This window comes from Bacillus sp. B-jedd (assembly GCF_000821085.1).
Lineage (GTDB): Bacteria > Bacillota > Bacilli > Bacillales > Cytobacillaceae > Bacillus_D.
Genome location: NZ_CCXR01000001.1, coordinates 2,387,230 through 2,400,175, shown reverse-complemented (window position 1 = coordinate 2,400,175; position 12,946 = coordinate 2,387,230). Strand labels below are relative to the sequence as shown.

The window sequence follows — 12,946 nt, the reverse complement described above, 5'->3', positions numbered from 1 at the left end:
CATCCTCTATCGGAAGATTTCAATTTTGAAGCTTCCGTCTTTTTGTTCTTCCGTTTTTTGCAGATAGCCCAATTCCTCCAATTGTTCATAAAGAAACATCGGGCGCCTGTCATTAATGATTACTAGTGTTTCGCCTTCCCTGATCGTTTCAAGGGCGGCAAGTGTCCTCATCATTGGCTGGGGCGGCTCAAGTCCGCGATTATCAAGAATCATTCCTGCCACCCTTTTTCGTAAAAGTAACTTTCCAATGCTTTTTTTCAATCTCCTCAGCTTCATGCTTGAATCCTTTTGCCTTCATAACAGTAAACAGTGGGACAGGCTTAAAAGGGGCATGAAGAATGAATATATCGTTCTCTTTTAGCCCAATGACAGCATCCATGATTTTTTGAAAGGGTTCCATTTTATTTTTCAGATCTTCACGCACATCCAATTCCACAATCCGATGATTCACTTTTCTCATCTCCAATTTCCTTGATATTAAGGCTGATTGTTTAAAAAAGTTCCTGTTGCAGAGCCTCACGGTCGATTAAATAAAATCCATCATTACACTGGGTGATAAAATTTTTCCTTCTTAAATAATTGACAGTCCTTGATACAGTTTCTCTGGAGGTCCCAATCATATTTGCAAGCTCCCTGTTCGTAAACTGGGTTGTAATTTTATGGACGCCGTTTTCCAGCCGTCCATTTGACTTGGAAAGCCTCAGAAGGAGGAGGATAATTTGTTCATACGTATTGTGAAGGATTTGGGCTTCAAGACGTGCCTGCAAATCGACAATCTTTTCCCCGAGCACTTTGAAAAGCTTAATACTGAGGTCAGGGAAGGCAATAAGCAGTTTTTCGAATTCCAATATTGGGACGACGATAAGTTCGGCATTTTCAACGACTTCAGCATGGGCAGGAAAATTGCCTTTTCTGAAAAAACCAGCGTGGGGAAACATTTCACCAGGCTCCAGCACCGAAATAATTTGTTCCTTTCCTGAAGGATCGGTTTTGTATATTTTGACTTTTCCCGAATGGATAAAAAACACCCGGTCAAGGGGGTCCTCTTGCATGAAAACATATGTTTTATTTTTGTAGAAACGTGTCTGGGCTATTTTTACGACTTCCTCAAGCTCGCAAAAGTTCAGCTCTTTGAAAATTGGCACTTCAGACAATCGTTTAATGATATCCGTCCTTTTCATGGCGCCACCTTTTACCCTATATATTTATTGTTAACCTAAGTTTAACAGCCACCATCAGGCTCATATGTGATTTCAATCATACTTTGAAAGATTAATATGAACGATGTGTGAAAAATCACACGTTACTAATGCCTAATTTCACAAAAGAGTTTAAGCCATGCATGTAATATTCTTTTTGAAAATAAATTCGAAAGGATGTACATGCCATGGAACTGCAAAGAAAGACAGGCAATCCGCCTGCACTCAGAGAAAATAAGAACGCCCTGCTCAAATCGATTTTAGTCATTACCATTTTATTCAGCTTCACTATATTGCTGGCAGGTGGATATTGGATTTTTAAGGAGCAAGCCCCGCGGCCGTTGAACGTATCGACCGTTAAGGGAGAAGTTTTATTTACAAAACAAAGTGTCATGGGAGGGCAGGCTGTTTTTCTAAAATACGGATTGATGGATTATGGCACAGTCCTTGGCCACGGATCTTATATGGGGCCTGATTATACAGCGGAAGCTTTGAAGGTCTATACGGAGGGAATGCAGGACTTCATGGCAAATGAAAAATTCGGAAAGTTGTTTAACCAGCTTGAAACGACGGAGAAAGCAGCCATCCGCCAAAGTGTCATTGATGAAATGAGGAAGAATCGCTATGATGCGAAAAAAGATTCACTTAAACTTACCGACGCGCAGGCTTTTGGTTATAAGAAAGTTCAGGACTACTACAGGAAAGTGTTTACCAATGGAGATGGGTGGGGCTTGAAAGCCGGTTTGATTAAAGAAAAGGATTTGCCGGGTGGAAACCGCTCCTATGTCGCCAAAGGGAACCAGATTAAACAAATCGGAGATTTCTTCTTCTGGACTGCCTGGCTGTCAAGTACGGTCCGCCAAGGGGATGAAATTACCTATACAAATAACTGGCCATATTATGAAGATGCCGGAAATCAGCTTTCTTTCTCCGCGGTATGGTGGAGTGGAGTAAGTGTGACAGTCCTTATATTGTTTATTGGAATCATTCTGTTTGTGTTCTACCGATACCATCTCGGCATGCAGGAGGCCTACAAGGAAGGCAACTTCCCGAAAATAAATTTAAATGATATACCGGTTACCAGTTCCCAGGTTAAAACAGGGAAATACTTTTTTATTGTCATGGCATTATTCTTTGTCCAAGCAATGTTCGGTGCCCTTTTGGCCCATTATTATATTGAGCCTGACAGCTTTTTCGGCATAAAGTGGATTCACGATATCCTTCCATTCAATATTACAAAGGGCTTCCATCTGCAGCTGGCGATTTTTTGGATTGCAACCGCATGGCTGGGAATGGGGATTTATATAGCCCCGCTTGTAGGTGGCCATGAGCCTAAGAGACAGGGCCTATTGGTTGATATCCTATTTTGGGCATTAGTCATCCTTGTTACGGGTAGCATGATTGGCCAATGGCTCGGCGCGAACGGGTATCTTGGAAACAACTGGTTCCTGCTGGGGCACCAGGGCTGGGAGTATCTCGAGTTAGGCCGGGTTTGGCAGATTGTCCTCGTCGCCGGAATGCTTATTTGGCTGTTTATCGTATATCGGGGAATAAAAAGCGGGTTGAAAAGGGAAACGGACAAGGGTGGCTTAATCCACTTACTCTTTTATTCAGCCATTGCCGTGCCGTTGTTTTACATTTTCGCATTTTTTATTAACCCGGATACAAGCTTTACTTTTGCCGATTACTGGCGCTGGTGGATTATCCACTTATGGGTAGAAGGTATTTTCGAAGTTTTCGCAGTAGTCGTCATTGGTTTTTTGATGGTCCAGATGAAGCTCGTGACAAAAAGCTCTACTGTAAAAGCATTGTATTTCCAGTTGATCCTTCTTCTTGGAAGCGGCGTAATCGGAATTGGCCACCACTACTACTATAATGGATCTGCGGAAATCTGGATCGCTCTGGGGGCTATATTCTCCGCATTGGAAGTCATCCCGCTCACTTTGTTAATTTTGGAAGCATATGACCAATATCGGATGATGCGTGATGGCGGTGTCGACTTCCCGTATAAAGGGACATTCTGGTTCCTTGTTTCGGTAGCCATCTGGAACCTTGTCGGAGCAGGCGTTTTAGGGTTCCTGATTAATCTTCCGGCAGTAAGTTTCTTTGAGCATGGACAATTCCTGACCCCAGCGCATGGACATGCGGCAATGATGGGGGTTTATGGCATGTTTGCCTGTGCTGTGCTTATCTTCTCAATGAGGAATATCGTCAAGCCAGAAGCCTGGAATGACAAATGGGTGAAATTCAGCTGTATCATGCTGAATGCCGGCCTTGCGGGAATGGTATTTGTTTCAATTCTCCCTGTAGGCTTCATACAAATTAAAGAAGCCTTTTTCAACGGTTATGCTGCTTCCCGTTCAGCTGAATTTTTGCAAAAGGATATCATACAGACATTTCTAACCTGGCGCGCAATTCCTGACACTGTTTTTCTTATCGGAGTAGTTGTGCTGCTTGGTTTTTGCTTTAAAGGGTTATTCAACCTTCGAAAGCCTACCCATGTGGATAGGGAAACCCTCCCGGTCGCGGATTTGGCGTCAGAAGAAGATTGATGGACACAATATCACTCACATAAGTGATTAGGCGCACTCCGACGAAAAAGGAAAGAAGCTAAAATGAGGAAGAGTTAAATAACATATTAGGAGTGAAAATAATGCAAACTTTTGCAGCAGTTGTCAATGTTCCAGATTACCCTCCACGCGAAAAACATCCAACCATTTTCAGGACATTTGACAGTCTTAATCAAGGAGAAACAATGCAAATCATTAATGATCATGACCCTAGGCCTTTACTATATCAATTCATGATGGAACGGCCGGATGCTTTTAAATGGGAATATCTCGAGGAAGGTCCAGAGATCTGGAAAGTCGCAATCCTCAAAAAATAATGGTTAATAAACAGATATTCAAGGCAACAGGGCTTCCTGTTGCTTTTTAATTTTAATCAAATTAATATTTGGAAAAGTATGATAAAATTAAAAACGACTAAAAGGGGGTAACGAAGCATGGAAACTACAGAAAAAGAATTGCAGACGGCGTTTATGGAATATGTAAACAAGATTTCGGCCTACCAGGAAGCCCTCGGGCTGATTTATTGGGATTTAAGGACTGGTGCCCCTAAAGCGGGAGTTCCTAGAAGATCGGACGTAATCGGGATTTTGTCTTCAGAAGCTTTTCATATGTCGACTTCGGACCAAATGGCGGAATACATAGAAAAATTATCATCTCTACCACTTGATCCTGTAACGGAAAAAGTTTTGGAAGAATGCAAAAAGAACTTTGAAAGAAATAAAAAAATTCCTGCTGATGAATACAGGGAATATGTTGTTCTCCAATCAAATGCGGAATCTGTTTGGGAAGAGGCCAAGAGTACGTCTGATTTTGAAGCATTCAGGCCATATCTTGAAAAATTGGTGGAGATGACTAAAAAATTCATAAGCTACTGGGGCAATAGCGGCGGCAATCCATATGATGTCCTGCTTGATATGTATGAACCAGGCGTGACGGTAGAAGTACTTGATGAGGTTTTCGCAAAATTAAGGAATAAAATTATCCCACTCGTCTCCAAAATTTCAACCTCGGCAAATAAACCGGAAACCGGCTTCCTGTTCCGGCCTTTTCCGAAACAAGCCCAGAAAGATTTCAGCCTGGAAGTGCTTAAGAAAATTGGTTATGACTTCAATTCAGGAAGGCTCGATGAGACGGTCCACCCCTTTGCGACTGGACTGAATCCCGGGGATGTGAGAGTAACAACAAACTATAACGAAACTGATTTCAGGACAGCGGTATTTGGTACGATTCACGAAGGCGGCCATGCATTATATGAACAAAACATATCGAAAGACTTGATAGGCACGCCGCTATGTTCGGGAACGTCAATGGGTATTCATGAATCCCAATCGCTTTTTTATGAAAACTTTGTCGGCCGGAGCCTTGGTTTCTGGAAGGGCAATTTCGAATTGCTTAAGAAATATGCCGGCAGCCAGTTCGATGGAGTGGCAGTTGAAGACTTTTACAAGGCTATTAATGAATCTAAACCATCGTTTATTCGTATAGAAGCCGATGAATTGACTTATCCCTTGCATATCATTATTCGTTATGAAATCGAAAAAGGGTTATTTAACGATGAAATAGAAGTAAAGGACCTTCCAGAAGTCTGGAACAGAAAATACGAGGAGTACCTCGGCATCCGTCCGGAAAATGACGCGGAGGGAGTTCTTCAGGATGTCCATTGGGCCGGAGGTTCGTTCGGTTACTTTCCTTCTTATGCCCTGGGGTATATGTATGCAGCGCAATTTATGAATTCGCTTGAAAAGGACATTCCTGATTTCGCCGACAGGCTGGAAACGGGGGATTTATTGCCTGTTAAGGAATGGTTCACGGAACGGGTGCACAGGTTTGGAAAGCTGAAAAAGCCTCTGGAAATCCTTCAGGAGGCGACTGGCGAAGGGCTGAACCCCGATTATTTAATAGATTACCTTTATGAAAAATACTGCCGTATTTATCAGCTGGATAATAATAATTAAGATAAAGAGTAATAGTTTTTATAAGGGGGCCGATGATGAGAAAATACGTTCCGCTGCTGCTGATTGCCATTAGCGCATCGTTATGGGGCTGCATCGCGATTTTTGTACGCGGAATGGCGGATATCGGGTTCACCCCGATGGAAGTTGTCGCTGTCCGCGTGGCAATTGCCGCGATTGCGTTAGCTTTGATCGGTCTTGTAAAATACAGAAGCCAAATGGCTATTCGCCTGAAGGATATTTGGCTGTTTATCGGGACCGGCATTTTTAGTATCGTTTTTTTCAATTGGTGTTATTTCACGGCATTAAATATGATGGATGTTTCACTTGCGGTGATTCTCTTATATACTGCGCCAATTTTCGTCTCCATCCTTTCGTATATTTTCTTTAAGGAGAAATTCACAAAAATAAAAGTTGCCGCGGTAGTGGGGACATTTATCGGATGTGTCCTCGTCGCCGGATTCCGGGGCGAGGCTGCATCCGCAGGGTTTATAGGAGTGCTCACTGGTCTTGGGGCTGGGATCGGTTATGCGCTTTACAGTATATTCGGCAAAGCTGCTTTGAGTAAATATAAGCCTTTCACTATCACCTTCTACACCTTTTTTATAGCCGCTGTATTCCTTGTCCCCCTGACCAGGCTTTGGGAACGGCAGGAAATCGTCTTTAGCAATGAAGGTATTTTATATGGGGCCGGGCTGGGTATTATCCCGACGGTTGTGGCTTACTTCCTTTACACTAAAGGTTTGGAGAGTACAGACAGCAGCACCGCAGCAATCATTGCGACTGTTGAACCGATTGTGGCGACAATGCTGGGAGTTTTCCTTTATAGTGAAGGAATAGGCATTTTGCAGCTCCTTGGGTCTGCCATCATCCTCTTTTCAGTTTCTATATCCAATATTGATTTATCCAACTTCCGATCCAATCGAAAAAGGCTTCAGTCGATGTAAAACGACTGAAGCCTTTTCTATTTGATTTACCACGTCTTCCAGCCTTTTGAGCCAAGCGGGGCATTCTGGATGATATCGATTAAAGGAATTGTATAAGCAAACAGAATTAAGGCCGCCGTGATGCCAAGCCAGATTTTCCAGTTTTCAAATACAGCTGGAGCTTTTTCCGCTCCATCATCCGTTTCACCAACCGGGAATTCTTCTTCTCCTTTAGGGGCAAAGAAAGCAAGGTTAATGAAAATGACGAGGACAAGAATGATGCCGATAAATAATATCGAACCGCCAATCGCCTGTGCGACCTGATAAGGAATCCATTCTGCTGCCTGGGCGGATCCGCCATATTCCGAGAATGAGGAACGCCTAGGAGCACCAAGAAGTCCAGCCGCATGCATCGCCCCTGACATGAAGGTCATTCCAATCGCCCAAACCCATGCCTGGATGATGGCCAGCTTGTTCATTGTCTTGGTCAACCTTCTGCCTGTCAAATGAGGGACGAGCCAGTAAGAGATACCAAAGAATGTAAGAACTACAGTGGTGGCGAGAGTCAAATGGAAATGTCCCGTCACCCAGATAGTGTTATGGACAACCTGATTCATCTGGTGGGAAGCATTGATGATGCCACCCGCACCGGCAGGGATGAAAGCAGCCATCCCGATGAAAGGAACCGTGAAACGCGCATCTCCCCACGGAAGCATCTTGATCCAGCCAAACAGGCCAGAAGCACCTTTTGCACGGCCGGTTTTTTCAAACGTTGCAAACATTGTAAAGGCCGTCATTAACGAAGGGATAATAACCATGAATGTCAGGATTACCTGCAGGAACTTCCATGCCGGATCAATCCCTGGCTCTGTCAGCTGGTGATGGAAGCCGACCGGGATTGAAAATAGCAGGAATAAAAGGAATGAAAGCCTGGCAAGGGAATCGGAGAAAATTTTTCCGCCAATAATCTTTGGTATGATCGCATACCAGCACATATACGCCGGCAACAGCCAGAAGTAAACAAGCGGATGGCCGAAGTACCAAAATAAAGTCCGGCTGACAAGCACATCAACCCTGTCAACAATACCGAGTGACCACGGAAGGAGCTGAAGCAGGACTGTAGCAGCTACGCCCAGTGTTGCTACAATCCACATAACAGTATTGACAACAACCATGAATGTCAGGAGCGGGCTGTTTTTGCCTGGGTTGCTCCGTCTCCATTTTGCGTAAGTCATAATTAGTGCTGCCCCGGAAACCCAGCTTCCAACAATGACAAGTGTAAGCCCGATATAAAAGATCGGGTGAGCCATCAGTGGAGCATAAAAAGTGAAAAGGACAGAAGCTTTTTTAAGAAGGATCATGACGGCAGCCATAGCGGTGCCCACGGTCATCAGCCAGAATCCAACCCAGCCGGTTATACGCGCCTTGCTTGTCATTGGCCCGGCAGTTCTGCTGACTGCGGCCGCCTGGAAGCCAAGGATAAAGAAAGTTGTCAGGACGAGTCCAAGGAGAACACCATGTACAGTCAGGACCTGGTAATAATCGATGCCGAAAGGAAGCTGAAATTCACCTGATCGGACCAAAACCTGCAGCAGTCCCATCAGCCCTCCGAGCGCAAGTGCGATGAAAGCTACATAGAGATGAGCCATAGCAAGTTTGGCATCGCGGGAATCGACTTTTACACTGGTTGTAGAAGAAGCCATTATTCGGTCACCTCAATTTTAGAGTACATTAAGTGATGTCCTGTACCGCAATATTCATTGCAGACAATCAGGAATTCGCCTGGCTTGTCAAAGGTGGTCGTAAATTCACTCACATACCCCGGTTCAAGCATCATATTAATATTTGTTCCGGCTACTTCAAAGCCGTGGATGACATCTTTTGTTGTAGCGATAATCTTAACCTTCGCCCCAAGTGGAACTTGGACTTCAACCGGATTATAGGAAAAAGCGGATGCAACGTACACGAGCTGGTAATCCCATTCCTTGCCTTCGACTTTGGTCAGGCCCGGTTTGTTGAATGGTTCCTGTGTATCAACTTTATCGACATCGATCGTCTGAAGGCAGCTTGGAGGCTGGTTTCCCATATAAAAAGCACTTACGCCAACGACGGTAAGAAAAAAAACAAGAGTGGCTATACCGAAAATAAGCCAAATTTTCTCGAATTTATGGATATGCATAAATGGTCCCCTTTCTTAGTTTAAAAGCGGTCAAGGAATAAAAAATAAACGCCTGCCCACGAAAGAATTAAAAATGCGCCAAGCAACATTACGGAAACGAGAGTCCCCTTCAGAACAGGCTCATCATCTTTGACCTTTTGTTTTGTCTTCGCATGCGATTTTGCCAATACTGGTTTCGCCATCCCCCGCACTCCCTTCAAAATATTGAAAAAATACAATAAGTACTATTTCATAATACAAAACAATTAAGAAAGTAAAATATGGTTTCAGAAAGTTCACAAAGTGTTCATACCTTATTTTTCACTATGTTAATAGTGAAAAATTGTTATATCAGTGATTTAAATCACTTGCAGGAAAATGGATTTGTGACAGAAAAATGAACGGCGTATTACGGCATTGTGAACATGGGCGATTTTGAGTGACAAAAGTAACTGAGCACGTCAAATAAGGATGGAATTTTTCTAACTTTCGCACCATTTGGTTCGTGGCCGATACACTATATTAACTAAAAACTTGCAGAAAAAGGGGCAAAACAAGGATGGAAAGATACTATTGCGAGAAATGCCGGTTATTGTATCATTCAGTTACAAAATGCCGTGTTTGCGGCTTAACCGCGGAGAATAAAATTTGGATTGAAGTACAAAAACAGTCACGCCCATAACGAACCGCACCGTTTAAACGGTGCTTTTTAAATGCCTTTTCTTTATAATTGAGATAATTCATTGGTGGTTTAGGCGGAAACGATCTTATTGGAAATGCCGGACTGCTTTAAATAGGAAAGGGTGGTTGGGATGTATTTACCTTCATTTCGACTTGATGGAAAAACGGCGGTCATTACAGGGGCCGGAAGGGGAATCGGAAGGGCACTCGCAATCGCATTTGCGGAAGCTGGAGCGGATGTTGCGATTCTTTCACGGACTGCGTCGGATTTGGAGGAAACAGCAGGCTTCATACATAACGAGGGAAGAAGGGCGCTCATTATTCCATGTGATGTAACGAAAAGGGAGGATATCCAGAGGGCTGTCCGGTCGGTAAAGGATAAATGGGGCTCGATTGACATTCTTGTCAATAATGCCGGAATGAATATCCGCTCAAAAGCCCTGGATGTAACAGATGAAGAATGGCAAACGATCATGAATACAAACTTGAAGTCCGCGTTCATGATGGCTCAGGAAACAGGCAGAGTCATGAAGGAACAAGGTACAGGCGGCAGGATCATTTCAATCGCGTCTGTAGCCGGCCATGTCGCCTTAAGAACAGGGGTTGTCTATGCGGCCACTAAAGCGGCCATCATCCAGATGACTAAAGTCCTCGCATTGGAATGGGGCAAGTATAACATCAATGTGAACGCAATCGGACCGTGGTATTTCAAGACTCCTTTAACGGAGAAGCTGCTCGCGGATCCTGATTATGTAAAAGCCATCCTGGATGTGACCCCTTTAAATCGTATCGGGGAACTCCCCGAGCTGGCCGGTCCCGCAGTTTTCCTGGCTTCTGAGGCCGGCAGTTATGTTCATGGCCAGACTTTGTATGTAGATGGCGGGATGACAATCCAAGGATTCTGATTCGTGTTCAATGGAAAAGTTTGCGCAATGAACAGGGCCAACATTTTTAGTATAATAAGGTTGCACAGCAACACCTTCAAAACGTGGCTTCTCCTTTTAAGGGGAAGCTTTTTTTCTTTTCGCAGACAATGCCATTCACACTCTGTATATTAACGGACAAATTGGGGAATAGGACAATAGCCGCACCTGCATAATTCCGGTGCTTTAGGTAAAAATATCCTCAGTAGAGCCGAAGGAGAATGGACAATGCCATCAATTATTTCAATCGGAGAAGCCCTCCCGCCTTATAAAATTGAACAGGAAAGCGCTGTGGAGTTTGCAAGGGAACTGTTTTCAGAATCCTTTAAAGATATAGAACGACTATTAACAGTTTTCCAGAACGGCCAAATTGAAAGCCGGCGCTTTGCAAAAGATATCGAATGGTTCAAAGAAGAAAGGACTTTTAAGGAGCGGAATGATGCTTATATTGAGTCCGCCGTAGAACTGGGAAAAGAGGCCGTCGAAAAATGCCTCACTAATTTACGGTTCCTTCAGAGGGAGGTTGAACCCGCGGAAATAGATGCCATTTTTTTTATATCGACAACAGGTCTGGCTACACCGAGCATAGAAGCCAGGATCATGAATAAATTATCATTCTCTCCCCATGCAAAAAGAATTCCGATATGGGGCCTGGGCTGTGCCGGCGGAGCCGCGGGCCTGGCCAGGGCATACGAATATTGCCTAGCCTATCCAATTGCCAAAGTCCTTGTGCTTAGCGTGGAACTTTGCAGCCTCACCTTTCAAAAAAACGATAGATCTAAAAGCAACTTAGTCGGTACTTCCCTATTCGCTGACGGCGTTAGCTGCGCATTGGTTACAGGTGACGAGGCAGAAAGAATCCAAACCGGCAGAGTTCCGGCCATTCTTGCTACGCAGTCCACTCTAATGCCGGACTCGATGGATGTGATGGGGTGGGACATTAAAAACGAGGGCTTATATGTCATATTCTCGAGGGACATTCCCTCGATGATTGAGAATTGGCTGCAACCGAATGTTTTTGGTTTTTTAGAAAATCAGAATCTCACTATGGAAGATATCGGCTATTTCATTGCCCATCCAGGAGGGAAGAAAGTCCTCGATGCTTATGCCGTTTCGCTGGGGATTGATCGTTCCTTAATGGATATATCCACTGATGTGCTAAAGGAATACGGAAACATGTCATCTTCCACAATTTTATATGTTTTGAAAAGGCATATGGAGATGGAACCTATGGAAGGGGCATATGGGCTTGCCGCGGCACTGGGGCCTGGTTTCAGCTCGGAGCTTCTTTTGATGAGGTGGGGTGAATGATGCTTTTCGGCTTTTTAATTACTTTTGTCATTTTACAGAGGCTTATCGAACTTATGATTGCGAGAAGGAATGAAGACCGGATGAAAAGAGAAGGGGCAATTGAGTTTGGCAGCGGGCATTATCCGTGGATGGTCTTAATGCATATTGGATTCTTCCTGTCTCTTTTTCTGGAAGTGCTAGTTTTGAAAAAAAACGTATCGCCTTTTTGGCCATTCCTGGTATCCCTTTTTTTAGTTGCCCAGGCCGGAAGAATTTGGGCACTTGCTTCCTTGGGCAAGTATTGGAATACAAAGATTATCGTCTTGCCGGGAGCAGAGCCTGTCAGGAAAGGGCCATACCGTTTCCTTAAGCATCCCAACTATGTCATTGTCACACTTGAACTGCTTGTCATTCCGTTGTTATTTAATGCATATATAACCGCTGCTGTTTTTGCCATATTGAACGCAATCATGCTCTCCATCAGAATTCCCGCGGAGGAATCAGCACTGAAAAAGCTGACTGAATATGAAAACCAGCTCAATAGAAATGGCAAGATTGAGTCAAAAATGTTAAAGAAGTTTGACAACTGAAGTTCTTCTATTGAAAATCGTTCTCAGCCATGATACACTTTAATCAGAAATGAAAATCATTCTCAACTTCAGGAAGGTGTTACATATGGCGATCGTATTCGTTGGCGGAACGGTTTTAGTTTATGCAGCAGTGATGAAACATGTTTTAGGCCATGTAGCAAGACCTACAAGATAAAATTCAATATAACTGACCAAGCCAGGGCTATCCCTGGTTTTTTTCTTTTTGGCTCTGTTAAAGGTGAATGCTGATTTTCAATGAAGTAGATCGGAACGGAGGGGACTGACTACGGCGGGATGAAGCGGCACGTGGAGACCCCACGAAAAGCGGAAGCGCCTTCGTGACAGGCAAAAACCGCCTGTCCCTGCGATGACTATTCGCAGAAGCTTACCTTTGTGGTCAGCCCCGATATAGGAAGACTTGGTTTTGCGAAGCAAAATCCTAGTCGCCCTTAATGCGAGCGAAGCGTAGCCAAGCGCTGGAGGGCCAGAAGGGGAAGTCGTTCTTTGACTTTTCCTTCGGGACCGAAGCGACCTCGAGGGGCTAGGCGCTGCAGCTAGACAAACAGTCGTCAAAGACGCCGAGGAGGCTCCATAAAAGAATGCTCCTGCGCCACAGATTATTCGGGGAAGCGAACCTTCAGCTCGTCGCAAAGCTGC

General features: G+C 44.2%; 13 protein-coding genes. 7 read left to right on the top strand and 6 right to left on the bottom strand.

The window, feature by feature from the left end; all coding sequences use genetic code 11:
- Window positions 1-6: 6 nt before the first annotated feature.
- The 3 genes from BN1002_RS11825 to BN1002_RS11815 form a co-directional block, all read right to left on the bottom strand.
- Window positions 7-213, bottom strand: a complete 207-nt coding sequence (locus tag BN1002_RS11825) for a DUF2249 domain-containing protein (RefSeq protein WP_048825215.1) — start codon at window positions 211-213, stop codon at window positions 7-9.
- A complete protein-coding gene (locus BN1002_RS11820; RefSeq protein ID WP_442853416.1) occupies window positions 203-400 on the bottom strand; it encodes a DUF2249 domain-containing protein in 198 nt (65 codons plus the stop codon). Before BN1002_RS11820 ends, BN1002_RS11825 begins: the two co-directional genes overlap by 11 nt.
- Window positions 401-491: 91 nt before the next feature.
- Window positions 492-1,181 carry a Crp/Fnr family transcriptional regulator gene (locus BN1002_RS11815; RefSeq protein WP_048825213.1) on the bottom strand — a complete coding sequence of 230 codons (690 nt, stop codon included), beginning with the start codon at window positions 1,179-1,181 and terminating at the stop codon, window positions 492-494.
- Between the two features lie 206 nt (window positions 1,182-1,387).
- Here BN1002_RS11815 and BN1002_RS11810 point away from each other — a divergent pair, with 206 nt between their 5' ends.
- The 4 genes from BN1002_RS11810 to BN1002_RS11795 all read left to right on the top strand — a co-directional run bounded on the left by BN1002_RS11810 (window position 1,388) and on the right by BN1002_RS11795 (window position 6,668).
- A complete protein-coding gene (locus tag BN1002_RS11810; protein WP_048825212.1) occupies window positions 1,388-3,751 on the top strand; it encodes a nitric-oxide reductase large subunit in 2,364 nt (787 codons plus the stop codon).
- 101 nt (window positions 3,752-3,852) lie between these two features.
- Window positions 3,853-4,086 (top strand): DUF2249 domain-containing protein, encoded by a 234-nt coding sequence (locus tag BN1002_RS11805; protein WP_048825211.1) that lies wholly within the window; start codon window positions 3,853-3,855, stop codon window positions 4,084-4,086.
- A gap of 117 nt (window positions 4,087-4,203) precedes the next feature.
- Complete coding sequence (locus BN1002_RS11800; protein ID WP_048825210.1) at window positions 4,204-5,724, top strand: carboxypeptidase M32; 1,521 nt, start codon at window positions 4,204-4,206, stop codon at window positions 5,722-5,724.
- Window positions 5,725-5,756: 32 nt separating this feature from the next.
- On the top strand, window positions 5,757-6,668 hold the full coding sequence (locus BN1002_RS11795) for a DMT family transporter (protein WP_331386336.1): 912 nt from the start codon (window positions 5,757-5,759) through the stop codon (window positions 6,666-6,668).
- A gap of 26 nt (window positions 6,669-6,694) precedes the next feature.
- On the opposite strand, the gene BN1002_RS11790 is transcribed toward BN1002_RS11795, so the two are convergent.
- The 3 genes from BN1002_RS11790 to BN1002_RS11780 are packed head-to-tail and all read right to left on the bottom strand — an operon-like array spanning window position 6,695 to window position 9,008.
- Window positions 6,695-8,350, bottom strand: coding sequence for a b(o/a)3-type cytochrome-c oxidase subunit 1 (locus tag BN1002_RS11790; RefSeq protein WP_048825208.1), 1,656 nt, complete (start codon window positions 8,348-8,350; stop codon window positions 6,695-6,697).
- Window positions 8,350-8,826: a cytochrome c oxidase subunit II gene (locus BN1002_RS11785; RefSeq protein WP_048825207.1), complete on the bottom strand. Its 477-nt coding sequence runs from the start codon at window positions 8,824-8,826 to the stop codon at window positions 8,350-8,352. The genes BN1002_RS11790 and BN1002_RS11785 overlap by 1 nt, the downstream gene beginning before the upstream one ends.
- A 20-nt stretch (window positions 8,827-8,846) precedes the next feature.
- Window positions 8,847-9,008, bottom strand: a complete 162-nt coding sequence (locus tag BN1002_RS11780; protein ID WP_048825206.1) for a cytochrome c oxidase subunit 2A — start codon at window positions 9,006-9,008, stop codon at window positions 8,847-8,849.
- A gap of 609 nt (window positions 9,009-9,617) precedes the next feature.
- Between BN1002_RS11780 and BN1002_RS11775 the strand changes: the two genes are divergently transcribed.
- The 3 genes from BN1002_RS11775 to BN1002_RS11765 all read left to right on the top strand — a co-directional run bounded on the left by BN1002_RS11775 (window position 9,618) and on the right by BN1002_RS11765 (window position 12,289).
- The gene (locus BN1002_RS11775) at window positions 9,618-10,391 is read left to right on the top strand and encodes an SDR family NAD(P)-dependent oxidoreductase (RefSeq protein WP_048825205.1); all 774 of its coding nucleotides are present in this window, start codon (window positions 9,618-9,620) and stop codon (window positions 10,389-10,391) included.
- 246 nt (window positions 10,392-10,637) lie between these two features.
- Window positions 10,638-11,720 carry a type III polyketide synthase gene (locus BN1002_RS11770; RefSeq protein ID WP_048825204.1) on the top strand — a complete coding sequence of 361 codons (1,083 nt, stop codon included), beginning with the start codon at window positions 10,638-10,640 and terminating at the stop codon, window positions 11,718-11,720.
- Window positions 11,720-12,289 carry an isoprenylcysteine carboxyl methyltransferase family protein gene (locus tag BN1002_RS11765; protein ID WP_048825203.1) on the top strand — a complete coding sequence of 190 codons (570 nt, stop codon included), beginning with the start codon at window positions 11,720-11,722 and terminating at the stop codon, window positions 12,287-12,289. The genes BN1002_RS11770 and BN1002_RS11765 overlap by 1 nt, the downstream gene beginning before the upstream one ends.
- Window positions 12,290-12,946: the final 657 nt, after the last annotated feature.